The organism is Armatimonadota bacterium (assembly GCA_029907255.1).
Lineage (GTDB): Bacteria > Armatimonadota > UBA5829 > DTJY01 > DTJY01 > JAIMAU01.
On record JARYMF010000008.1, the window covers coordinates 119,314 to 143,534 of the forward strand.

A 24,221-nucleotide genomic window follows, 5' to 3' on the forward strand; every position below is an offset into this window, starting at 1 on the left:
GAGAGGTGCCCATGCCTGTACCCAATTTGCAAAAACGACTGGAAAAGTTGGACTCGCTGATAGATATTAATCATATCAGGCAGTCAGAGCGGTTGCTTGAGGATACATTCTCATACAAGGCGGTTGACAGGCTGCCGATACTGAATCCAGATTATGTCCCGGGCTGGGAGACATATCCATATTCCGAGGCGTTTTATGATATGGAGAAGATGCTCATAAATGAGCTCGCTGGTGTATGGCAAGGTGCAAACCTCAGGGATGATAGAATGTATACCATTCGTGCGAACTATGGTGTCGGAACAGTTGCTTCATTATTCGGTTGCAAAATATCCCTTACGATGAACAATATGCCTTGGTGCGAGCCTCTTTCTGAGACGGAATTAATGAAAGCGCTTGATAGGGGTGTTCCTGACCTTTCATCAGGTCTCGGAACAAGGGTTTTTGAGACTGAGCAGTTCTATCTGGACACTCTTTCTCAATACCCAAACTTGAGCAAAGCGGTGCATGTGTTTATCTGCGATACACAAGGGCCGTTTGATACCGCACATCTCATCATGGGGCACCGAATTTATACCGAGATATATGATAACCCAGATTTGGTTCACCGCTTGCTTGATGTCGTTACCGAAACTTATATTGCTTTTACAAAGGCTCAAAAAGAAATAATTGGCGAGTGCAATGACTGGAGTTACCACTCGCAAATGAAAGTAAGAGGCGGCATACGAATATGTGAGGATGCTCCGACGAACATTTCGTCGTCCGCATACCTGGAGTTCTGCCGGCCTTACAACGAGCGCTGTCTTGCAGAGTTTAACGGTGGCTGGATTCATTACTGTGGAAAGGGCTATCAGATATTCCCGCATGTGATTTCCACCCCAGGTCTTTGTGGCGTGAACTTTGGCAATCCAGAGGTTCAAGACCTGCAGTATATTTATTCGGAAGCCAGCAAAAGGGGAATTGGCATTATAAGCTGGAGTGGGCGATTTACATCAGAGGATGAAAAAGTCATCAAGACAGGTATTAGCCTTGTCAAAAGTGCTGAGCGTAGGTCGCCTGAGGCAGCACTTTACTAGTAATAATTTTAAACCTCGTTTTTTGTTTTAGCGCCTAAAAACGGTTAATTCATTAAGACCGCGCGAATCCTTTGTAAGCCATTAGCTATTGGCATACAGCTTCTTTGTCGGATTGGCACAGTTCTTGCATCATGTTTTTATGTACTCTACTCCTTCCAAACCTCACAGCAGTAGAGGCAGCTGCTGTGCATGTGCCCGTCCCACAACTACAAGACGGGCACATTAATTTTTTTATGAAAAAATGAAAACGTTTTCATTTTTGGGAACTTCCTTTCTATTTCTTTCGTCTTAAATAGTGAAGACGATTACTAACGGCAGGTGATTGCAGCGCTATAATCATACCTCCTTCATCCCAATGCATTGCCGGTTCTCTTGCCGGCATGTAGCCATCCCTCATGAGAAAGCCCACTGGAAGTTCAGTGGGCTTTTTTTTGGCTGGTTTGGGCGGGAGACTGTAATTTATGAGGTTTTTCGGAATTTGGCTTGTCTATTTATTTTGAGGAAACAATTATCCCTTCAACGCACCCGCGGTGAGGCCTTCGGTAATTTGACGCTGGAAGAAGAGATATACAATGAGTGTGGGGATCATTACGATTACTAAACCCGCAAAGAGCACCCCCCAATTTGTCTCATAGTGTTCAACCATCAGGAGATTGGCAATTCCAAGAGGCAGAGTTCGGAGTTCGTTGCTGCTTATAATGACAAGTGCTAGCGGATATTCATTCCAAATGCCAAAGAAATTAAAGATTCCAGCCGTAATCAGCCCTGGTTTGGCAAGGGGAAGCATAATCCGCCAGAAGACCGAAAAATGCGAGCATCCGTCTATTAGGCCGGCTTCTGCAAGTTCGTAAGGCAGCGTTTTAAAGAAACCAGTAAGGACGAATATGGTGAAGGATAACGAGAAAGCAACATAAGCGGTTATTAATCCAAAATAATTGTCGAGCATATTTAACCGGCTAAGTAGGAGGTAGAGCGGAACAATGCCGAGAAACACAGGAAACATCATTCCGCTAATAAAGGCAGTATGTACTATCTCTCGCCCTCGAAAGACAAAGCGGGCAAGGGCATAGGCCGCTATCGAACCAATAAGCAGGATAAAAAACATAGAAATTGAGGTGACGATTACGCTATTAAAGAAACACCGCCCAATCTCGGCTCTTTGCCAAGCATCAATAAAGTTTTGCCACTGGGGTTTTAGAGTTGGTAGCCAAGGATTTGTAAAAATTTCATAAGAAGTCTTCAGCGAAACAGAGATAAGCCAAATCATTGGGTAGACAACGATAATGGCATATGCAATAAGAATCACCTCAACAGGTATCAGAATCAGAATCTTTTTTAGCTTATTCTGACTCCCACCACGCTTAATTCCCATTCTAAAACTCCACTGCCTCTCGCTTCATTAGGCGAAGTGATATGAGTGCGAAACCGAGTATCAACAAGAAAGCTACAACACCCAAAGCTGTAGCATATCCATAATTACTTTCAGTAAATGCTAACCGATAAAGATAAGTCAACATCGTTTCGGTGTGGTAATTCGGGCCACACTGACCACATGTGATAACGTAGACTAATCCAAAGATATTTAGTGTATGTATGACAAGGTAAATAACCCCTAGCTTTAAGATTTCCCAGAGCAGTGGTATTGTGACGTGGCGAAATGACTGCCAGTGGGTTGCACCGTCTATTGCAGCTGCCTCATAAAAAGACGTAGGTATGCTTTGCATTCCAGCCAGGAAGAGCACGATATAAAAGCCAAGACTGTACCAAATGCTTACTACGACTACCGCAGGCAGTGCAGTTGAGGGTTCGCCTAACCATCCGGTTGCATATCTTTCGAGGCCGATTGCTTTTAGGAAGCTGTTGAGGAGTCCAAACTGCATATTATAGACGAACGACCACAGGACGGCTACTGCAACGACCGAGATCATGTTTGGAAAGAGGTACACGGCTCGGTACATACTTGCGCCCCATACCTTGCGGCTCAGGGCATAGGAGACGAATAGCCCCACAATTAAAACTACGGGGAGCGATATGCCCAAAAATACTAGGTTGTGGCTGAGCGCCTTCCAGAAAATTGGATCTTCCAGAAGGAGGGTGCGGAAATTCTGCAGCCCAACGAACTCTTTGTTTGTCGAGAGCCCTCGCCAGCGGAAAAGCGCAATATAGAATGCCTGCGCCATGGGAAAGAGAAAGAAAATGGCATATAGGATTACAGCTGGCGCCAGAAAAGCTATAATCGTTAGTTGTTGGTCTCGCTTGCGCATCAAATTTTATGTTTTGGTATCGATTTGTCTTTCCGTACCTTTTCGGCTGCTGCTTCCATGGCATCCACGCATTGTTTTGGCGTCATTTCGCCGCTAAGGAGTGCACCCATCGCGCTCTCGGTGGCCGCCTTCATTGATGGGTACCATTGCTCAAAGTCCATGTCCCACGTTGCCTTAGCCTCGCGCATGCATTTTGCAGCCGACACAAGATCAGGAGGCAATTTAACCTGCTCAGCGGCCCCTTTGATGGACATTAGCGTGTTCTTTTGAACGATGAACTTCTTTGCCATATCTATTGAGCTCATAAATTTGAAGAAGTCAGCTGCAATGTCGTGATGCTTGCCTTCCTTCGGAATTATCCAGCTTTCTGGTCCCGCAGAGACAATAGAGGGATCCCCTTTGCCTCCCTTTACAACCGGCGGGTTGATGAAGTCCATTTTGAAACCAGGGGGGATTTGGTTCTTCATTTCCGAACCTAACCATGTGCCGCAAGGAATCATAGCGGCTCGACCGAGGATGAATTCCATTTGCGCTTCTGTGTGGCTCATTCCCATTGCGCCTTTTTGGAAGTAACCTCTGTCGCGAAGCTCCGCTATCATTTCGGCGGCTTTGAGGAATGCTGGGCTGTTCCACGCTCCAGGCTTTAGGTTTTGTGCGTCTTTGTAAGCTTGAAGTCCGCCGATGCTAATTGCCCACGGAATAAGGAAGCCTCTAAGTGTGTAGGCTTGATATTTGCCTTGATAAGTAAGAGGCGCAATTCCTGCTTTCTTTATCTTTTCGCAGAGAACAAGTAGTTCATCGTATGTCTTGGGCGGAGTCCAACCATGTTTCTTAAACATGTTGACGTTATACCACCAACCGGTGATATTTAAGTTATAGGGAATGATATAATAATGCCCGTTGTACTTTCCTTTTTCAAGTAAGTCAGGGTAAAATGTGTCCTTCCACTTGACGTTCTGGCCGTATGCCTTCGTTTCCAAATACTTGTCCATTTCCAGGACTTTGCCTTCTGCCACGAGACCCCATACGTCCATTCCCCAGCCGGGCCATGTTAGGTCGGGTGGGTTGCCCTTTACAAACCTTGGCCGAAGTTGTTCCCAAATTCTCGGGTTACCCCACACCTTAATTTTTACATTTGGATGAAGTTTTTCGTATTCGCGAGCGGCATACTCAAAAAAGTCGAGCCCAAAGCCACCTTGAAATGAAGCAACTTCGATTACAATCTTGCCTTCCTCTTTGGCTTGTTTTTTGCCGCAGCCCCCAATCACAAGGGAAATTAAAACCACAAATGCTAGGATGTAAAGCGTTCTCCTCATGTGAGCCTGTCCTTTCGATAAAAGTCCCAATTATTAACAAAATTAAGCATAACTTGTAATTTTAGTATTTCAAGTGTTGAGCTTTGCCAACCATAGTAGCATTTCGTCGAGGTAGGTGGAAAATCCTGCACGAGGCATTTGTGTTTGGCTTAAGTACCACAGTTCAATTAATCTTCAACGTCATCAATTTCCTGGTTGCTAAACGGGTTTTGTTCGCTAGGTTCACGATATCCTGTTGGCGTTTCAATATAGTTTCCATAGCCGATGCCGAACGGAACATAGCTGCTGGGGTAGCCCCCGTAAATGCCAGGACCGCCCATGTAAATGCCGGTGAAACCGCCCCCAAAGTAGCCGTGTCTGCTTGGATAACCTCCGCCAAACCAATTCCGTGGACGCATCGTTTCCACTCCGAGGATGTTGGCGATATCCAAGCAATCAACAAATTGTATGGGAATTTTCACAACCCGAGTTTTAGGCTTGGATTGTTCCTGCTCTTTAACCCACGGTTCCTGTTGAGCATATATTTGAGTTTCTTGTTTCTTCGGACAAATAATATAAACCCCATTTTCGATGCGATGGGTGCAGCCTGCGGAGCGGAGGACGGCGTTTAGCGCTTGGTCGAAGGGAGTGTCCTTGATTGAGCAGGTAACTAGTCCATTGGTTCCGCTTTCAAGAACGTATCCTCGGTTTGTCCCTCTGAAAAGCACTTCTATTGCTGATTTTATAGGCGTGTCTCGGAATTGAACCGTTACGAGCGGTTCTTCGGAATCGGTGGCTTGTATTTTCTCCGCCGAGACCGTGCATGCTTGCAGAATTATAAAAACTATTGAAATTATTAATATTTTTCGTAACATTCTCTTGCCTTTTCTAAAGGCAGTGAAGTCTAGGTGATTTTTTAAAAAATTAACGTTACCACAATAAGGGTATTCTACTCTTTGCGACGGTTTACCTTTTTATGGGTTCTCAATATGCTTGATTGTACAGTTCCATCCAAAGGGCTTTCTTTAGAGCCTTATGGGCATCTGAGGTAACATCCGCAATTGACTTGCCTGAAAGCTCAGCATCCTCTGCCGAAGGGTGAATTATCACTTTGCCTTTGATAGTCACGTACTGCCCTCCGCCTTCGAGTTTGATGTCATGCAATCCAGCGCCAGCTAGAAGAGCAGTCTCAATCTTTGCCGCTATCTCCTCAGCTCTAGTGATTGCCTTCTTGCCACCAGAGTCGGCGGTTCGGATTACAAGAACATCACCAATACTCACATCGGCTGCTTGAATGCCGTTTACTTCGGTTGGTTTGACTTGAACTCTTAAGTAGCTTGTAACGAGACGACGATTAATCTTAATTCCGCGAGCCTCAAGCTCGGAAGTAATCTCTCGTGCACGCAGATATGCAGGTGGGTGGGTGGCAAATATGCCCCAATTTATTGATGGCTTTCTTCCTTCGTCGCGAGCAAGCCGTTCCATGAACGTAAGCATGCCAGTAGGATTGAACTTTGTGGCTGTTAGGTAGGCAACAGCAGTGCGGTCTGCATCAAGCTCTGCTTTTTGACCATAGCCGCTCATTTTTGCAGTGTTAATAAGGTTAGCAATCATTACTGTATCGCTGATGTCCATCCCTGCTGCCTTGCCTGCTAGAATGGCAGCCATCATTCCTAGCATTGCCTTTTGCTGGGCTTTATTCAATTGCAAAGCATGGTGATGCGCAACATGGGCAATCTCGTGGGCAATGACAGCAGCAAGCTCATCATCTGACTGGACATAATCCAGCAGTCCTTTGTTTATATATACGAAGCCGCCTGGCAGCGCGAATGCGTTTACATCTTTGTCATCTATTATCTTGAAGGAGTATTGGAAGTTTGCCGGAGCGCTACTTCCATAGCTTGGCTTTATTTGGAACTGGCAAGCTACTTTGGCTATTGCCATGCCGATATCTTGAACGCGCTTTACCAAGGTTTCGTCGGTAATAAACTTTGATTCCTTTTCGACCTGCGCTGCTGCTTCCTTGCCAATCTTGATTTCTTCTTCGATATCAATAGCAAATGTTGGCGTGGTGTGGAAGCCGCCAGCGGCGATAACTAACGCCAAGATAAAAAACTTTAAAGCTTGAAATCTTTGGAATTTCATTTTGACGCCTCTTTTGGCTCAGAGTCTTCCACATATAATGACGTTTTTTACATCATTGTAGTTTCATTTGGCAGGAAACTTGCCTGCTTCCTTACATATACGAGCCATCTCCTCGCGTGCCGCTTTGAGGCCGAGCTTTGGCTGGCGGTTGGCATCATGACATTCTGTACAACGCGATTGTAAAACGGCTCCGAATGGTTTGCCAGGCCGCCGCACATGGATGACTCCGGGCCCATGGCATGCTTCGCACTGAACACCCCAGAAGCGATTTGATGATATTGAGGAGCTTGTTTGGTTGACCTGAAACCCAGTAGTGTGACAGCTTGTACAAGCTGGGTCATTTTCCTTATGTTCTTTCCGCAATGTCTCTAAAGCTCTAGCGTGTGGTGTTTCTACCCATGCCTCGTACTGTTTCAAATGACATTCTCTGCACTTAAGCGCTGAAACGTATGGTTGGGGGTCTCTATGTTCATAATAAACCTTTGGTGTTGTATTTCCCATTGGCGCAGTAGTCTGGCTTGCACGCGTGAGGTATTCTCTAAGATCAGCATCATGTTTTGCGACAAGTTTTTCCATTTCCGCGTCCTCGCCGCACTCCTTGCCTAAAGCAATGTATTCGCCGGTTGCGTTTTTAATACTTCCGCCCTCGTCAATATCTAAAACTAATTTGCCAATGTATTTCCCATTGAATCGGCTAATCATTAATATTGTATTTCCAACGCGTTCAAAAGTTTCCATTTCCTTGCCTATATTATGGCCGCAAAGGATTACGTCGATGCCGGGGACTTTAGAGGCAAGCATCTTTGCTCCATCATAGCCGCTGTGACTTAGGATTACAACAAGGTCGCATTGTTTCCGTAAATCTTCAACTACCTTGTGGGCAGTTTCAATAATTGGAAGAATACGTATGCCGGTCCTTTCTTGGAGGGTTGGATGAATAAGTGAATCGCCAAGTAGCGATGTAATCCCAACCCGCAGGCCTTCACGCGTTGTTTTAACAATGAAAGGTTTATCTCCAAGAAGATTGCCGTTTGAAAGTTCTGTAACGTTTGCTGTGATTAACGGGACGTTATCGCCGAACATTTTAGAGATGCCAGATTCCTTAACGAATCTAGCTTCCATATCGCCCATTCCGACTGCATCATAGCCCATGTAAGGTAGTGCTTGGCGGTATAATGTTTGTTTAATTTCTGCGTGCCTTCCAACGCCAGCAATTACGTCACCAACATCAAGGAGCAGAAAATCCAGGCCTTGTTCTCGAAGTGATTTTAAAAATGCGGCACGATGCGAGACCCCGCCGAGGTCTCCACGAGGTGGTCACCCACAGCTTTTTACTTGACCATGGTCGTCGCCCGTGAAAAGTATTGTTAATTGGTGTGGCTTTACTTTGCTTTTCTGCGCAAAAATACAAGGCGATAACAAGCCTGTGGCTGAAAAAACTGCTATGAGAAATAGCAAGCCTAAAATGGTTTTGGCGGATTTATCACACATCGCAACGTCCTGCTTTCGAGAGGGGAATAGCTAATGTTTAGTATAGCATTTTGTTCTTCAAAAGGCAAGGTTGTAAACTACCGGCAATTGTGACAATCTCCGTCAAAAGCCCTTGCCAACTTACCTCGAAATCTAGTAACATGTTTCGGATTTCCGGGTAAGAAAAGACTGAGAAAGAACGAGGAGGCAGCAATGGAAGGTTTGAAAGCAATTCTCCTAGTGTGCGACGGGATGGGTGACCGCCCTGTCCCCCAGTTGGGCGCTAGAACACCTCTTGAAGCAGCAAATAACGTAAACATGAATACCCTGGCACTTCAGGGTGAATGCGGGCTAATGGATCCAATTGCACCTGGTATTAGGGCTGGTAGCGATACCTCGCATTTGGCGATACTTGGATATGACCCTTATTCGTCCTATACCGGTCGTGGACCATTTGAGGCAGCTGGAATTGGCATGGATGTGAAAGGCGGTGACATCGCCTTTAGATGTAACTTCTCCACAGTTGACGAGAATATGGTTGTAGTTGACAGACGTGCTGGACGAATTGAAACCGGCACAGACCAGCTTGCGGCTGCGGTCAACGGTATGCAGATAGAGGATGTCACTTGTTTTTTTAAAGAGTCAGTCGCTCACCGCGGTGCTTTGGTTCTTAGGGGACCAGGGCTTGGGGCTGGCGTTACCGATGCCGATCCTCACGAAGTTGGTGCAAAGGTACACAAAGTGCAAGCAGTTGACCCGAACGACCAGGCAAGCGCAAAGACTGCGAGAATTGTTAATGAGTTCGTTCTCAGGTCACACGAAATTCTAAAAGACCACCCTGTGAATAAACAGCGAATCGCGGAAGGGAAAGCTCCAGCGAACATCATTCTTCCTAGGGGAGCTGGACTTGCGCCAAAGTTGGAAAGCTTCTGGGAGAAATATCATCTAAAAGGTGCTGCCGTAGTCGAAACTGGATTGATTGCAGGAATAGCCGTCTACGTTGGTTTAGACATCCTTGAAGCTCCAGGTGCAACTGGCGGTTTGGACAGCGATGTTATGTCGATTGGCAAAACAATCTTAAAGGCACTTGAGGACCATAATTTTGTTCTTTGTAATGTCAAGGGCCCCGACGTTGCAGGCCATGATGATCAGCCGATGGTGAAAAAAGAGTTTATTGAGAAAATAGATGAAATGGTCGGAATGCTTATGGAAAGTGTGGATGAGCAAACTTATATAATTCTAACCGCCGACCACTCGACACCAGTTGCGACCGGCGACCATTCTGGTGATCCTACGCCAATTTGCTTTTGGGGTCCTGGCGTTCGAGTGGATTCAGTCAAGGCATTCGACGAGCGTTCGGTTGTTGGCGGCGGTATAGGGCGCATTCGCGGCTGTGACGTTATGAATATTCTGACTAATCTAATGAACGTTCAGGAGAAATTCGGAGCCTAGGTGAATTAGTGGTTAAAAGTGGCAGAACATCGGCTTGTTTTTCCGCTGTTCTGCCACTTTGCTATTCGCGCTTCAGTTCGTTGGGAACCGAATTATCCAATCTGAGTTGTGCATCGCCTTCGATTTGGACACCAACTGCTTCAAGTGCAAGCATTAGGGCACCAACAACAGGTTCATATCTCGGAGTAATGACTCGTGCCTTAGGTGCAACTGGCAGAACTATGCTTCGTACTGTGTCCATCATGAGCGTTCCCTTGCCTTTGAAAACACTGCCAGCCATAACACATTCGAACTCCTCGTTTTCAAAGCCTAGCCTACGGATTAAGGCATTCGCAGAGATGCCAGCTTCTTCGCCAAACTTGCGAATAATACCTTGTGCTACTTCATCGCCATCAAATGCCGCTTCGAAGACCTTCGGACAGAATGGGGATATCTTCTTAAGAGACTCCTTATTGTAGTAGAGAATTCGGGCGAGCTCCTCCATATCCTTTGCGCCCCAATGTTCGAGTGCCTTTTGCATTAAGACAGTCGGTTTCCCACGCCCATCATAAGCCCTCATAGCATGAAAAAGCGCATCTCTGGCGATTGCTCCCCCTCCGCCAAGGTCGCCAAAAATGTATCCTTCACCGAAGAAGCGAACCTCCGTGCCATCTTTGCCAATCCCTGCACCATTAAACCCTGTACCCATGATGATGCAAACGCCGTAAGGGCGGAATGTACCTGCGCGCAAACCAGCGATTGAGTCATTGCGGATTATTACCTGCTTTGCCACTCCTAATTCTCGCATTGCCTTCTCAAGTAAATCGAAGTCCTCGGGATAGAAGTCTGCTCCGGCAAGGGCAAAACAACCTAGTTCCACTGCATTCCTTGGCGTGTTCTTTTGGGAAAGCGCCTGTTCGATGGCGTTAAGTATGTTTGATTTTGCGGCTTCTATACCTGCCATCTCATAGCTTCCACATCCCGACTTGCCAAACCCAACTATTGTTCCATCTGTTTGGGCGACAAGCGCAAACGTTTTCGTTGCGCCGCCGTCAACACCTATTACATATTGCATGAAGCCCTCCTAGAGTTCAAAACGAAAACTTTCTCATGGTTTTGCGCGCTTGCGCATCGCCTTAAATTGCGGCAAATATTCTTTATTCGCTTCTAGAATCCGTTCTAGAAGCTCTCTTGCTACTGCGAAAGATGGTACGAGCGGATGTGCGACCAATGCTTGGAGCGCCGCGGTGTACGACCCCTCAACCCCTGCTATTACAGTCAGCTCTTCGTAGCATTTTACAGCTTGAAGTAGACCTCGAATCTCAAGAGGAACTTCTCCTATGCTTAGCGGATGGGCTCCTGTGCCGTCCACGACGCAATTTGCCTCAATTGCACAGTCATATGGCAGGCATTGAATCGTTCCCTGGTTTCTTACGTTGACAATATGTAGTTCCTTCTTGTTGTTGTAGATTGCGCTAGCAAGTGATACTGCAGCAGTTGAATAGTGGGCGCCACCTCGTTTTTCAAGGAGTTTTGGCTTTCTACTTAGCTTAGGGTTCTGGTATGTTTTTAATAAGTTGCTTTCAACCTCGGCGACGATTTCTCCGCGTGTTTTGCCAGCTTTCCTTTGTTCCTCAACAACTTTGTCTCGCGCATAGTAGTAGTGAAGATATCCATTTGGAATCATGCAATACTGCCGCATCCATTCCTGATCTTCTGGTGCACGTCCTGCCGCCGCCTTTTCGACTGCTTCTTTAGTGACGTCCCGTCCGCGAATAGTCACTCGAGTAACCCAGCTTAGGTGGTTTAAGCCTATATAAGTTAAATGAAGGTCTTCTGGTTGGCATTCGAACTTTGCGGCAAAACTTTTAATCATCCCTATTGGCACGTTGCATAGGCCAATTACGTTCACTTTCGAGTGCTTAAGTAGGGCTTCTGTTATAATCCCGCTGGGGTTAGTGAAATTGATTAGCCAAGCACCAGGCGCTAGTTTTTCGATATCGCGGGCAATATCAAGCATAACAGGGATTGTTCGCAGGGCTTTGGCAAACCCTCCCGGCCCCGTGGTTTCTTGACCCAAAATTCCAAACTCTAGAGGGATATGTTCGTCCTTAATCCTTGCCGGAATGCCGCCCACACGAATTTGCGTCAGAATGAAAGCCGCGCCTTCGATTGCTTTCTTTCGGTCCGTCGTCAACTCAATTTCAGCGCCAAGACTGCTCCTTTCGGCCATGCGAATCGCAAGATTGCCAACGATTTCTAGCTTGTGCTCGTCAATATCCATAAGGGAGATGTGAGCTATTGGCATTTCTTTTTTACGTTTTATGAATCCTTCGATGAGTTCTGGCGTGTATGTGCTCCCGGCGCCGATTACGCAGACCTTTAGACCTTCCATTGTTTTTCACCGCCTGCTTGCAAACGTTTGCATTACATGACAATCTTAAGGCTGGAGCAGGTTGTTTGTCAAACGTTGACGAAAAGAAGATAATAAGGGTAGCGACTATGTCAGCAAGAGTATCAATCGTTAAGTGTGAAGATTATACACCTTCAAATGTCTTGAGGGCGGTAAAGGAAGCGGTTAGCCTCCTTGGTGGGATGGAGAAATTCGTGCGGCAAGGGCAGAAAGTTTTGCTTAAGCCTAATCTCTTGTCAGCTCGGCCACCGGAGTCTGGAGTATGCACCCATCCCGCAGTGGTAGAAGCCATTATCAGTCTTGCCACGGCCGCAGGGGGCATATGCACAGTTGGCGATAGCCCGTCGGTAGGTGCTAATACCCAGGAGGGGTTTGAAAACTTACTTAAAGTTACGGGCATGATGGATGTGATTCGGCGGACGGAAGCTGGCATTGCTTGGTTCAACAAAAGCGGCACAGAGCGCCGAATTACAAACGCAAAAGTCTTCCGGCGAATACTCATAGCGGATGCCCTCGCAGAAACAGATGTCCTTATTAATGTCCCTAAGTTCAAAACCCATGAGCTTACTCGGTTAACCGGTGCGGTAAAAAACCTCTTTGGCTGCATCCCCGGCCGCCGTAAGGTTGAATTTCATCTCCAAGCTGGAGCAGATCCTGAAGTATTCGCTCAGATTTTGGTGGATACGCTTTGGGAAGTACGACCAGCCCTTAATATTATGGATGGCATTGTTGGAATGGATGGCCAGGGGCCGGCCGCAGGGCGGCGGCGAATCTTTGGATTTATCATTGCTGGCGAGGATCCAGTGGCCGTTGACGCGGTTGCTTGCATTACAGCGAACATTGATCCGATGGAGGTTCCAATGCTCAGGTTGGCCACCGAGCAGGGTGTGGGAACTGCAAACCGCACCGAAATCGAAATACTTGGTGTCCAGCCTGAGGAAGTACGGATTCCTGGATTTCTAATGCCTGGGCGCGGTGACATCATCAGCCGCCTCCCAAGGTCAGTTTACCACATTGCGCGAAACCATCTCGTTAAGCGGCCGGTGTTTATTCGAAGCAAGTGTACTGGTTGCCGGGAATGTGTTGCGATATGTCCCGTTGGGGCAATACATGGCAATGATAAGAAGCTGGCAGTGGACTATTCTACCTGCATTCGATGTTACTGCTGTCAGGAAGTTTGCCCAGCAGAAGCGATTGCTTTGCGGGATAGCCGGCTCCGAGTTTCGCTGGAAACTGCGCTTGCCATCCGTCGGGCAATTCGCCGTATTCTTAAAAAATGAAACTCTTTTGCTGTTCAGAACGTCTTGTATTCTAGAGTATAATTGGGTAAAAATACTCCCGAAGGGTGAGCCTTTGGATAAAATCGCATTTTGGCCTTCCAAACTCAGCCGAAGCTAAGCTGTTGCCCTTGTTTCAATTGGTATCCTCCCATTACTATCGAAAGGAGAGCATCAATGAGAAAGCTCGTGTTCACAATCATCCTGTTTCTGCTAATTGCCTATCCGTGTTTCTCGTCTGAAGGGGTCGGCAAGCCGACAAGCGTCGAGCTCACCATCTACAACCAAAACTTTGCTTTGGTGAAGGAAGTTCGGCGCATGTCTTTGGAAAAGGGGATTAACTTCGTCTTCGTTCCTGATGTCGCCGCAATGATTCAGCCTGAGACGGTAGCTTTTAAATCACTTACGGATCCAGAATCGGTGGTTGTTCGGGAGCAAAACTATCGTTATGACCTTATTAATCCTCTAACAATTTTAAACAAATCGGTTGGGAAGCCTGTGAAAATAAGACGGTACTCTGGAGGAACAATGTTCACCGATGAGGGCATTTTGTTAAATCCAGCAAGTGTTATAACGCAGGATGTGCAGCCTGCGGGGTATGGCTATGACGTTGGTCAGCCAAGATCCTTGACTCAGTACAATGGTTTGGTAATTCGGACTGAAAAAGGTATAATCTTGAATCCAATAGGCGAGGTTGAGGTAACAGAGCTTCCCGAAGGGCTTGTATCCCGTCCAACGCTTGAATGGAAAATCGAGGCTACAAAGCCAGGCAACCATGATACTGAAATCTCCTATTTAGCCAACTCGATTAACTGGAAAGCCGATTATGTGGCTGTAGTTGATGCTTTAGATAAGAAAGTTGACATTACTGGGTGGGTGACTCTTGACAACAAAAGTGGGGCAACATATGAAAACGCCACGTTAAACCTCATGGCGGGTGATGTGCACCGCGTTACCCCAAGCCCTAGGGGTGTTGGCGCATATGCTGGATATGATGTTAAGCTGGCAATGCCAGAGCCGCAATTTACCGAGAAAGCATTTTTTGAATACCATTTGTATACCTTGCAGGGTAAAACAACTGTGCGAGATAAAGAAACCAAACAGATTTCCCTTCTTTCTGCTGCGGAGGTACCTGCAAAAAAGATTTACATTTATGATGGAAGGGAAAGTTGGTGGCGAAGTTGGCGTGGTTCTGTGGGTTACCGGCCTGGAGAGAGTTACGATGTAAGTACCAATAAGAAAGTTAATGTTTTTGTCGAATTTGTCAATAGCAAGGATAACAATTTGGGCATACCACTTCCAAAAGGCACTGTGCGTGTGTACAAGCAAGAGGCGGATGCAAATCGCCACTTTGTAGGCGAGGATGAAATTGATCATACGCCCAAGGACGAGAAAATTCGGCTGTACCTGGGCGATGCCTTTGATATTGTGGGCGAACATAAGCGGACCAATTTCCGTAGAATAAGCGACCGTGAAGTGGAGGAAAGCTTCGAAATAACTATCCGCAACCATAAAGATTTGCCGGTCAGCGTCTTGGTCGTCGAACACTTATTGGGTGATTGGCGAATAGTCGAAAGCTCGCACAAGTATTTTAAGAAAGATGCGTCTACGGTCGAGATTCCAGTTGAAGTACCAAAAAACTCTGAGTTGAAGATTATCTACGTGGCAAGAACGAGATGGTAATTTGAAAGTTTTTATGCCAATAAAACTAAAACGCAAGCTGACAACTGATTATTGCCTTAATCTGTTCGCTATAGTATAATCTGTCGGGCGGTTTACAGGCTATTCAAGCCCTCGTCCTATTGAGCGGGGGCTTTGCTATTGAGTCATGATTAGAAAATCTCAGCCAAAAATCTTGATAACCAATGACGATGGCATCTATGCGGAAGGCCTTTTTGCGCTCAAGACGGCGCTCGACCGCATAGGTGCTGTGTATGTCGTCGCCCCTGACCGCCCAAGAAGTGCATCTGGGCACTCGATTACCCTTCATAAACCGCTTCGTCTAAGCAAGGTTCGCCTCCCTGACGGTTCTTATGGGTATTCTACAAACGGCACGCCCTCGGATTGTGTTTCGCTTGGACTTCTTGACGTCATCGAGGGTAAGGTAGATCTTGTGGTCTCGGGAATTAATTGGGGGCCGAACTTAGGCTGGGATTTGACCTACTCAGGCACGGTTTCCGCGGCAATGGAAGCGGTGATAATGGGAATACCAGCGTTCGCCGTCTCGGTTGCATCATATGAAGAAGGTGTTTCATTTGACTGTGCGGCGGAATTTTCTGCATTTCTGGCAGAAGTTATTCTAGAACATCGCCTTCCTCCCGATACTCTTCTGAACGTCAATGTTCCAAATCAGCCACCTGAGCATATTCAAGGGGTGGAGATAACTCGGCAAGGGCGAAGAAGGTATACTGGGAAGCTTGAAAAAAGAGTTGACCCCTCCGGCCGAGCATATTACTGGCTTGGTGGCGAGTCAATTGATGAGCTTGCAGAAGGCACCGATACAAAAGCAATCGCTGATGACAAAATTTCGGTTACACCCATACACCTTGATTTAACAGGCTATTCTGCAATAGACGAATTAAAGAAATGGGGAATCGAATCGTGGACTTCCAAATCATAGATGCGAATACGCTGTTTGGATTTCATCCCATCCACAAACTTGATATGTCCATTGAACGCCTGATTAGAGATATGGAGAGATACAAAATTGGGGCGAGCATCACTCTTTCAACTATAGGCCTCTTTTGTGATTACTTAGAGGGGAATAAGATAACAAAAGGAGCGGCCACAGCAAATAATCGTCTAATCCCTGCGGGCACAGTAAATCCTCAAAGCTACTTCGGTACTGATGAGGACATGCGTGCAATAGTTTCGCAGGGTTTTCGCATATTTAGATTCTTTCCGGCAGAGCAAGGCTGGCCTATTGATTCAGCAGCATTCAAACTAGTGCTGAAGCAGTTGGCTTCATTCAAAGTTGCGGTGATGGTGGATGCAGGCAAGCCAGGGGAGCCCACTGCTTTGGCGCGCGTTGTAACCGACTACCCAGGCGCAGTGATTATGTGTTCAATCTCCGCCGAATCAATAGCTGAGGCGCTTGCCGTGATGCTTGAAATACCGAATGTAATGGTTGAGACCCATGAACTACACGTTCCTGGTGCCCTCAAAGTAGTGGCTGAAAGAGTAGGGGCTAATCGAGTAATTTTTGGGTCGGGTGCTCCACGGCGTTCGACTGCTAGCTCGCTAAATAGTGTTCTCAATTCAGAGCTCTCAGATGCCGAGAAGCAGCTTGTGCTTGGTGGGAATATCAAGCGAATCCTGGAGGTCGGATAATGGCTGTTGACATTCGGATAAATTATGTTGAGCATGATTTGTTAGGGCGACCTTTTGGTAGCAATGGCATATTAGCATCCATGGACAAATACCGTATAGATAACGCTATCCTAATTTCTGGCCATGCGGTTGCGTGTAATTTCCGAGAAGGGAACGCACAACTCCTGGAGGCAATCAAGGATAACAACCGCCTTTATGGGTATATTGTAGTAAACCCAAACTACCCCGAAGAATCCATTGAGGAAATTAGAAACTTAGGCGGCAACCACAAGATGGTGGCACTAGCGCTATTCAGCGGTGCGTTTCGCCCCTACCCAACATTTGACGACTGCGAAGAAATCCTGAATGCATATAGACGTTATGTCAAGCCTGTGCTGCTTTATGTTCCACATGCAGAGGCAGTCGAGGCCGCCAAAGAAATAGCCGCAAAGTTTCCAACGATTCAGTTTGTGTTTGGTTCGATGGGCGGAGCGGACTGGAAGGCGGCATTGAATATAGGAAAGTTGCTCAATGTGCATATGGAGACTTCAGGTTCGTTCGATGTTGAAAAAATTGAAGAGGCAGTGGCGCGCATTGGGGCGCATAGGATTCTCTTTGGCAGCGACCTGCCGATTTCCGACCCTGCTTCTGAGATTGCACTCATTCGAGCGAGCAATATTTCAAAGGATGCAATGATAAAAATATTCAACCAAAACGCAGTCAGGCTGTTCCGACTCCAAACACCTTCCCAGGGGGAAGAGTCATCAGGTTGAGGAAGTTAAATGAAAATCGCTTTAATTCTCGCCATCATTCCTGCTGTCTTTGTGCATTCGAAAGCTTACCCTGATACAAACTTTAGAACCCTTATTGAGTGGGATTTTAATTCACCATCCGCCATTAGCCAATGGAAGCCGAATTCCCAAATTAAGAACTTAGAAATCAAAAACGGATGTCTTACTGGCAAAACCGAAGGTGCGGATCCCATACTCGTAGGACCGCTCTTTGAAATTCCTGCATCTCCATTTCAATACGTTGAGGTGAGAGCAAAAACAAGCGTAGACGGTGAAGGTGAGCTTTTTTGGACGAATACAACAGAAGAGCCTTATGGAGGGTTCCGGCAAGAGAAAGCAAATTCAATCTCTTTTAGAAAAGGCGATTTTCGAGTATACCGCATATTCCCGTTTTGGCAAAAAGAAGGCAAGATTATCCATCTGCGTTTTGACCCCCCTTCAGACTGCCAGTTTGAGGTTGACTATATACGTATACTAGAACTGACTGGCCTTGAAACCGAAGAATCCTTTTTTGATTTTAGAAAATCAAGCCAATGGATTCCGGCAGGCGGCGAATTAGTAACATATTCATCGGCAGGCATGAAGCTAATAACCACAGATAAGGCACTCCTTTTCTCGCCTATGGTTAACATTAAAGCTGATACAAGGCGCTGGCTAGGTTTCATGATAAGATGCAACAATGATGCCTATGCGGTAGCTAAATGGATAACAGATGTATTGCCAGGTGTGCAGTCAGCGTCTTTTAAGCTGAAGAGTGACGGTAAATGGCATGCGTACAATATTCAATGCGAGAACCTTCCTGAGTGGCAAGGAAAAGTCATGCTTCTGGGGCTAGAGCTGTGCCCAAGTTCTAGAACTACTTTCGAAATTGCTTGCGCAGGGGTTGGTAATACTAGATTAGGGCCAGCTGAGTTGGAAGTGGAAAGCTTTGGTTTTACTAAGGCAATCAATCGTGCAGGCACGGCAACTTCTCTTCGTGCAAAAGTAACCAATGTTGGTGGTGAGCCGACAAGCGAATTGCGAATAAACCTGAGCCTTGGGGCTGGGTTGTCCTTACAAGGTGGATTGTCTGAAATGCAAGTACCTCCACTTAAACCCGGCGGTACGATTGTCTATGAGTGGTCGGTTTTCTCTGATAAGCCAAGAACCTCATGGGCAATGGTTGAAATAAAGGATGATTCTGGCATTCTCGCCCGTAGGCTGTCTAAATTGCGATGGGATCCACCTGTTCAAGTGGTGAAGGCAGACTATGTCCCCGAGCCTAATCCGGTTCGAGGTGACTGTGAAATTGGAATGTACTATTATCCCGGCTGGTGGAACTATCAGCGATGGGCAGTGCTCGATGACTATCCTGAAAGGCGTCCAGTTTTGGGCTACTACCGCGAAGGCGAACCCGAGGTTGCCGACTGGCACATAAAATGGATGGTCGAGCATGGTGTGACATTCATCGTCTATGATTGGTATTGGTGTGCAGGTGGTCGGAGTCTCGAGCATGCGCTTCATAACGGCTATCTGAAGTCGAAATATAGAAGCAAAATTAAGTTTTGCCTGCTTTGGGCAAATCACAACCCGCCAAAGACTTCCTCGGCAGAAGATATGGTCAACGTTACGAATTACTGGCTTGATAATTACTTTTGCCTGCCTGAATATTTCAAAATTGATGGAAAACCTGTTGTCATCATATTTTCGCCTCACCGCCTCACTGAGGACATGGGTTCCGATGGAGTAAGAAGGGCTTTTGAAAAATCGAGGGAGTTGGCAAGATCGAGGGGTTTACCAGGTATCTACTTTGTCGGATGCGTTGGGCCCAACAAACATCAAATCGAGATATTGGAGAGCGAAGGATACGATGCCCTCAGCGGTTACAACTATCCGAGCGCTGGCGATAAGGGACGGCTCATTGCGCCGTACGATGATATGGTGACTGGATATCGAGATATTTGGAACGCTATTGCAGCTTTTTCAAAGATACCTTACATACCCGTAACTGAGCCTGGATGGGATTCGCGTCCTTGGCACGGCATAAACTCCCGCGTTAGAACGGGAAAGACGCCCGAGAAATTTGCGCAAATGCTACGAAATGCAAAGGAGTTTCTTAGCGCTCATAAAACTTCGCCAAAGGTAGTCCTTATCGAAGCGTGGAATGAGTTTGGCGAGGGCGACTATATTGAACCCCATTTGGAATGGGGTTTTGGGTACCTGGACGCGATTCGAGAAGTATTCACCGACGCACCGCATGAGCATATTGACCTTGTCCCGCAAGACGTTGGCCTTGGACCCTATGAATTTGCAAAGCCCAAGCCTCTTACAAGCTGGACGTTCGATGGATTGGAAGAAGTGGGATGGAGCGCATCTCAGGAACTTCGAGATGCTGGCATCGAGAATGGTAGCCTTGTTGCTACTTCCATTGGTTCAGACCCAGCCTTCTATGGGCCACCAGTAAACATTGATTCCTCAAAGTTCAAAACCCTAGAAATACGAATGAAGGTAGATAGAGGGAAGCAGGCTCAGTTTTTCTGGGCTGGTCGAGGCAGAAACTTCAATGAAACGATGAGTATTAGGTTTGAAATTTTTCCCAATGGTGAGTTCCATGTTTATAGACTCAATCTAAGCACTTTGCCCACCTGGCGTGGTATAATAACCGGCTTGCGGTTTGACCCTACCGATGCTGGCGATGCACGCATTGAGATTGACTACATTCGTTTTCTACCTTAACCCTCTTTATAGGCTCTCTTAATCGTTTAGAAATCATCTCTATTTTGGATTCCTCTTATGGCACAAATGATTTGGTGGGTTATGTATTTTTAATATCCAATGCGCTTGAGGAGGAAATATGAAAGCGATTAGGCGAGTCATCTTCATTGTTTTGATGGGCTTAGCCCTGAGTATGATTACTAGATATGCATATGGCAGTGATGTTGTCAAGCTGGAATACAAGTATGTCCCTGGCGAGCTTTTGCGCTATAAAATGGTTGCAGATATGAAGATTCATTTGACGGGCGGTCCAAACGCCGCATCAATCACCATGCCAGTAAAAATGGCGGGCGTGTTTAAACAGAAAACTAAACGTTTGCTATCCGATGGTGATGCAGAAATCATTTTGGCATTTGAGTCACTGAGAATGGAGATGATGGGCAAAACCTGTGAGCTGCCTTTCAAGCAAATTCCCCCAATATCCATGGTTGTCTCGAAGACCGGCATGGTCAAGGGTTTGTCATCAAATGAATTGCTTGGTAGCTTCATACCTGGCGGGAAACTAATGTGCCCGAGCGGCATGGGCACAAATATGGTACTCCTTCCGCAAGAGGAACTTCGTATTGGAGATACTTGGACTAGGGATTTTCCGAAAATAGAGGGCTTGAATAACGTTAAGCTAAGTGGAAAGCTACTTAGCACCGACTTCAAAGTTGGCAAATACACTACTGCTGTGTTTAAGCAATGCTTCGGCGGCGACTTCGATATGACATCACCAATGGCAATGAATGCCAATGGAGGTTCTCTTTTGCCTGTGGGTGGTAATATGAAAGGTTCATTCCTTGGAGATACGACGGTTTGTTTTTCAGCCGAGAAAGGACAATTAATTCGAACTGATGGTCAGTTAAGCATGAATATGACTGCCAACATGCCGGATACAAATGGGAATCATGCAAATGTAAGCCTCAATGTGGAGATTGCATACCAAATGTTCCTTTTGCCAGCCGGCACAAAGAAATAGGTACTTTGGCACTATAAACAACTATGCTATGGGTGGAATAGTTTAAGGGGCAATTATTCCACTGCTTGCGTCAAAGCACAAGAAAAATTAGATTCTATGCGGCTTTTTGCTCACAGTTTTGAAGTTCGCGCATATATGACCGCGCGAAAGCCTCTACAGTTCGCTCGTCAACGGTGCCTTCAGCATCGCGCTTGAGAATTTCCAGCGCATCTTTTTCATTTAAAGGTCTCCGATATCTTTGGAGTGAAGTCAGGCGGTCGAATGTGTCGGAAACCGCTATGATGCTAGCACCTTCATCAGCTCTATCAGCAAGTGTTAATAATCGGACGTGTGGGTTGGCTTTTCTTCTGTTGAAGCTGGTTAGATAAGCTGCTACTTTGCGCGAGATAGCAGACTGAGGCACTAGCGAGCGGTCCATGTGGTGAAGCAAGGCTGCCAATTTGAGGTCTGAAATTTCCTCAGAATTCCAATTCATCTCAGCAGCGGTCATGGCACACAACTTTTCAACGCGTCGGCAATGTTGACGCTCTTCTAAATCTCTTTCTGCCATGCCAGCAATCAAGTACTCAATTGCTATATCTAAAATAGGATTTTTTTCCATTTCATCCCCCATTAGGTTAATTGGCAACAACCAAACTAGATTATCGGTTGCAGTTGGCGTATTCATAAGCCTCTCGTATGTGGATGAACATTAGTCCTCACAAAGTCGTCTAACACCCGGGACTATGACCGCATGTACAGGTTTTGCCGCGTAAACCTTGACTTAGCTATATTTCTCTTGTATACTGAACTAACACGATTAAAATGTACAATTGAGGTGACACGCTTGAAACTCAAAATAGGGCTGCCAAAGGGGAGCTTACAGGAGTCAACGTTAAGTTTGTTTAGAAAGGCGGGCTGGGAATTCCACATCAATAGCAGGTCCTATATGCCTTCTTGCGATGATAATGAGCTGGATGCTCTTCTTGTGCGGCCGCAAGAAATTCCCAGATATGTGCAGGATGGCATTCTCGATGTAGGGCTTACTGGCTATGATTGGGTTGTTGACAATGGTGCAGATGTTGTGGAGGTAGAAGATCTTTCGTATAACAAAGCAACTTTCCGTCCCTTGCGTGTGGTTGTGGCAGTGCAGGAGGAATCAAATTTTCACAGCCCCAAAGATTTGAATGGAAAGCGAATCTCCACCGAATATGTCAACCTCACCAAGCGGTGGCTTGAGACTCACGGAATTTCCGCACACGTCGAGTTTTCATGGGGAGCATGCGAGGTTAAAGTTCCTGACCTAGCCGATGCAATAGTTGTAAATACCGAAACTGGCAGTTCGTTGCGTGCACACAATCTGCGCATAATGGAAACAATTCTTGAGTCAACTGCACGCCTGATTGCCAATAAGATTTCTTGGGAAGACCCTTGGAAGCGCACGAAAATTGAAAATCTTGCCATGCTTTTGAAAGGCGCAATCAGTGCCGAACAGCTAGTAGGCTTGAAAATGAACGTGCCTAAGGAAAGATTAGGGGATGTGATTGACGTTCTTCCGGCGCTTAGACGGCCGACTCTTTCGCCGCTCAGCGACGAGAATTGGTATGCAGTAGAAACGATAATTGATGTGAAAACAGTTCGCGAACTCATACCAACCCTGCGGCGTGCAGGTGCTGAGGGATTAGTAGAGTACCCTCTAAACAAAGTAATTCCTTGAGCTAAGATAAACCGAAATTCAGAACAACTGTGTTAAAATCTTATACTTCCCGTGGAGAAATATATGATTTGTAAAAATTGCGGGAAAAACAACGAGGATGATAGCAAGTATTGCCGGGAGTGTGGCACCAGGTTGTTTTCGGGAAAACAGCTAACGCCAGATGACCACCTCAAAATTGGCGAGCTAATATACAGCGCATATAAGCACAGCGAGGCCGGACGGTTGGATGACGCCATACTCGCGTGCCAGGGTGCACTTGCGATAAACGACGACAACGCGTCTGCACATTCGCTTCTTGGTTCGTTATACGAGAAACGTGGCGATATAAGCCTTGCGATTGCAGAGTACGAGCGCGTGGTAGCTCTAAATCCTAACAGTATAGCAGACCAACAGAAGCTTTTAGAGCTAAGGAGTGGAAAGGTTAGTAAAGTAGTCCAACCGAAGAAGAGTGAAGAGTATTTTGAAAAGCTTCGACCATATTTCCCCTCTATAGCAGCAGCTACTGTAACCCTATTCATACTAATCGTTGGGTTATGCATGCTTAGAGGTTCGTCCGGAAGCAGTAAGGAAACAAAGCGGCATTACGCGCAAAGCCGTCCACCTCAGCAATCTACAGCTTATCCTGGTCAGCCTGGTCAACCATTCATGGGAACTCCCCAGCCTGGAACCCAGGTGCAGGGCCAGCAGATGAATCCGATGCAAGGCATCCAGCAGACCACGGAACAGCAAACAGCCAGTCAATCAACAGCAGAAAGGAAGCCCGAAATTGAACGTCAGCAGGCTGAGGCGCCAAGGACTGCTAAGCAAGGTATTCCTCCAGTGCCGCTTCCTGGTACGGAAAGTAAGCAGCAGAATCAGGCAAAGAGCGGAGAGTCTACACAGCAGCCTTCTAACAAAACTACGGCTGCTACTTCAAAAGAGCAGCCTGTGATAGTACCTCTAACGGATGGCGCTGAGGCTCAGGCTCAACCATCTTCTTCTGCAGCACCCCCAAGGCCAGCGCCCACTATAATCGTCCATGAACCAGCGCCGGAACCGCCGATTGACATTGAAGATAAGGCGGTCCAACTTCAGAGAGCTGGAAAGTATAGAGAGGCAATCTCTGCATATCGGGAATCACTTAACCAGACAACCGATCCAGGGCGAGTATATCAGCAAATTGCGTTATGCTATCAGAGGCTTGGGGAGTACAGCCAAGCGATAGACAACTATAATAAAGCAATTCGGTCTTTCCGTGAGCAGCAAGCTGCAGGCCGGGATGCCGCCGAAGTGCAAAAAAATATTCGTTCCTGTGAAGCCGGCATAGAGGTGTGTCGAAATCACGCTCGATAAGATAACTAAA

20 protein-coding genes are annotated in these 24,221 nt (G+C 46.5%); 11 read left to right on the forward strand and 9 right to left on the reverse strand.

What is annotated here, in order from left to right:
- The first annotated feature begins 11 nt into the window (after positions 1 to 11).
- The gene (locus QHH26_09160; GenBank protein MDH7482123.1) at positions 12 to 1,073 is read left to right on the forward strand and encodes a uroporphyrinogen decarboxylase family protein; all 1,062 of its coding nucleotides are present in this window, start codon (positions 12 to 14) and stop codon (positions 1,071 to 1,073) included.
- 508 nt (positions 1,074 to 1,581) lie between these two features.
- On the opposite strand, the gene QHH26_09165 is transcribed toward QHH26_09160, so the two are convergent.
- The 6 genes from QHH26_09165 to QHH26_09190 all read right to left on the reverse strand — a co-directional run bounded on the left by QHH26_09165 (position 1,582) and on the right by QHH26_09190 (position 7,899).
- Complete coding sequence (locus tag QHH26_09165) at positions 1,582 to 2,445, reverse strand: carbohydrate ABC transporter permease (GenBank protein MDH7482124.1); 864 nt, start codon at positions 2,443 to 2,445, stop codon at positions 1,582 to 1,584.
- 1 nt (position 2,446) lies between these two features.
- Positions 2,447 to 3,337, reverse strand: a complete 891-nt coding sequence (locus tag QHH26_09170; GenBank protein ID MDH7482125.1) for a sugar ABC transporter permease — start codon at positions 3,335 to 3,337, stop codon at positions 2,447 to 2,449.
- Positions 3,337 to 4,653: an extracellular solute-binding protein gene (locus QHH26_09175; GenBank protein ID MDH7482126.1), complete on the reverse strand. Its 1,317-nt coding sequence runs from the start codon at positions 4,651 to 4,653 to the stop codon at positions 3,337 to 3,339. Before QHH26_09175 ends, QHH26_09170 begins: the two co-directional genes overlap by 1 nt.
- Before the next feature lie 167 nt (positions 4,654 to 4,820).
- Positions 4,821 to 5,507 (reverse strand): hypothetical protein, encoded by a 687-nt coding sequence (locus QHH26_09180; GenBank protein ID MDH7482127.1) that lies wholly within the window; start codon positions 5,505 to 5,507, stop codon positions 4,821 to 4,823.
- A 109-nt stretch (positions 5,508 to 5,616) separates the two neighbouring features.
- On the reverse strand, positions 5,617 to 6,777 hold the full coding sequence (locus QHH26_09185) for a M48 family metalloprotease (GenBank protein MDH7482128.1): 1,161 nt from the start codon (positions 6,775 to 6,777) through the stop codon (positions 5,617 to 5,619).
- Positions 6,778 to 6,840: 63 nt separating this feature from the next.
- Positions 6,841 to 7,899, reverse strand: coding sequence for a multiheme c-type cytochrome (locus tag QHH26_09190; protein MDH7482129.1), 1,059 nt, complete (start codon positions 7,897 to 7,899; stop codon positions 6,841 to 6,843).
- Positions 7,900 to 8,469: 570 nt separating this feature from the next.
- Here QHH26_09190 and QHH26_09195 point away from each other — a divergent pair.
- On the forward strand, positions 8,470 to 9,699 hold the full coding sequence (locus tag QHH26_09195; GenBank protein ID MDH7482130.1) for a 2,3-bisphosphoglycerate-independent phosphoglycerate mutase: 1,230 nt from the start codon (positions 8,470 to 8,472) through the stop codon (positions 9,697 to 9,699).
- Between the two features lie 61 nt (positions 9,700 to 9,760).
- Here QHH26_09195 and QHH26_09200 read toward each other — a convergent pair whose 3' ends face one another.
- The gene (locus QHH26_09200; GenBank protein ID MDH7482131.1) at positions 9,761 to 10,753 is read right to left on the reverse strand and encodes a BadF/BadG/BcrA/BcrD ATPase family protein; all 993 of its coding nucleotides are present in this window, start codon (positions 10,751 to 10,753) and stop codon (positions 9,761 to 9,763) included.
- Positions 10,754 to 10,786: 33 nt separating this feature from the next.
- Positions 10,787 to 12,073 carry a 6-phospho-beta-glucosidase gene (locus QHH26_09205; GenBank protein ID MDH7482132.1) on the reverse strand — a complete coding sequence of 429 codons (1,287 nt, stop codon included), beginning with the start codon at positions 12,071 to 12,073 and terminating at the stop codon, positions 10,787 to 10,789.
- Between the two features lie 65 nt (positions 12,074 to 12,138).
- Between QHH26_09205 and QHH26_09210 the strand changes: the two genes are divergently transcribed.
- The 7 genes from QHH26_09210 to QHH26_09240 all read left to right on the forward strand — a co-directional run bounded on the left by QHH26_09210 (position 12,139) and on the right by QHH26_09240 (position 21,183).
- A complete protein-coding gene (locus tag QHH26_09210; protein ID MDH7482133.1) occupies positions 12,139 to 13,371 on the forward strand; it encodes a DUF362 domain-containing protein in 1,233 nt (410 codons plus the stop codon).
- Between the two features lie 174 nt (positions 13,372 to 13,545).
- The gene (locus QHH26_09215; GenBank protein MDH7482134.1) at positions 13,546 to 15,051 is read left to right on the forward strand and encodes a hypothetical protein; all 1,506 of its coding nucleotides are present in this window, start codon (positions 13,546 to 13,548) and stop codon (positions 15,049 to 15,051) included.
- Positions 15,052 to 15,196: 145 nt separating this feature from the next.
- Entirely contained in the window at positions 15,197 to 15,988 is a 792-nt protein-coding gene (gene surE / locus QHH26_09220) for a 5'/3'-nucleotidase SurE (protein ID MDH7482135.1), read from the forward strand.
- Positions 15,970 to 16,698: an amidohydrolase family protein gene (locus QHH26_09225; GenBank protein MDH7482136.1), complete on the forward strand. Its 729-nt coding sequence runs from the start codon at positions 15,970 to 15,972 to the stop codon at positions 16,696 to 16,698. The genes surE and QHH26_09225 overlap by 19 nt, the downstream gene beginning before the upstream one ends.
- Positions 16,698 to 17,450, forward strand: a complete 753-nt coding sequence (locus tag QHH26_09230) for an amidohydrolase family protein (protein ID MDH7482137.1) — start codon at positions 16,698 to 16,700, stop codon at positions 17,448 to 17,450. The genes QHH26_09225 and QHH26_09230 overlap by 1 nt, the downstream gene beginning before the upstream one ends.
- 9 nt (positions 17,451 to 17,459) lie before the next feature.
- On the forward strand, positions 17,460 to 20,183 hold the full coding sequence (locus QHH26_09235; protein MDH7482138.1) for a glycoside hydrolase family 99-like domain-containing protein: 2,724 nt from the start codon (positions 17,460 to 17,462) through the stop codon (positions 20,181 to 20,183).
- Positions 20,184 to 20,301: 118 nt separating this feature from the next.
- The gene (locus QHH26_09240; GenBank protein ID MDH7482139.1) at positions 20,302 to 21,183 is read left to right on the forward strand and encodes a hypothetical protein; all 882 of its coding nucleotides are present in this window, start codon (positions 20,302 to 20,304) and stop codon (positions 21,181 to 21,183) included.
- A gap of 94 nt (positions 21,184 to 21,277) precedes the next feature.
- On the opposite strand, the gene QHH26_09245 is transcribed toward QHH26_09240, so the two are convergent.
- Positions 21,278 to 21,850: a hypothetical protein gene (locus QHH26_09245; protein ID MDH7482140.1), complete on the reverse strand. Its 573-nt coding sequence runs from the start codon at positions 21,848 to 21,850 to the stop codon at positions 21,278 to 21,280.
- 144 nt (positions 21,851 to 21,994) lie between these two features.
- Between QHH26_09245 and hisG the strand changes: the two genes are divergently transcribed.
- Together hisG and QHH26_09255 are read left to right on the forward strand one after the other, a co-directional pair.
- Entirely contained in the window at positions 21,995 to 22,879 is an 885-nt protein-coding gene (gene hisG, locus QHH26_09250) for an ATP phosphoribosyltransferase (GenBank protein MDH7482141.1), read from the forward strand.
- A gap of 63 nt (positions 22,880 to 22,942) precedes the next feature.
- The gene (locus QHH26_09255; GenBank protein ID MDH7482142.1) at positions 22,943 to 24,211 is read left to right on the forward strand and encodes a tetratricopeptide repeat protein; all 1,269 of its coding nucleotides are present in this window, start codon (positions 22,943 to 22,945) and stop codon (positions 24,209 to 24,211) included.
- The last annotated feature ends 10 nt before the right edge of the window (positions 24,212 to 24,221 follow it).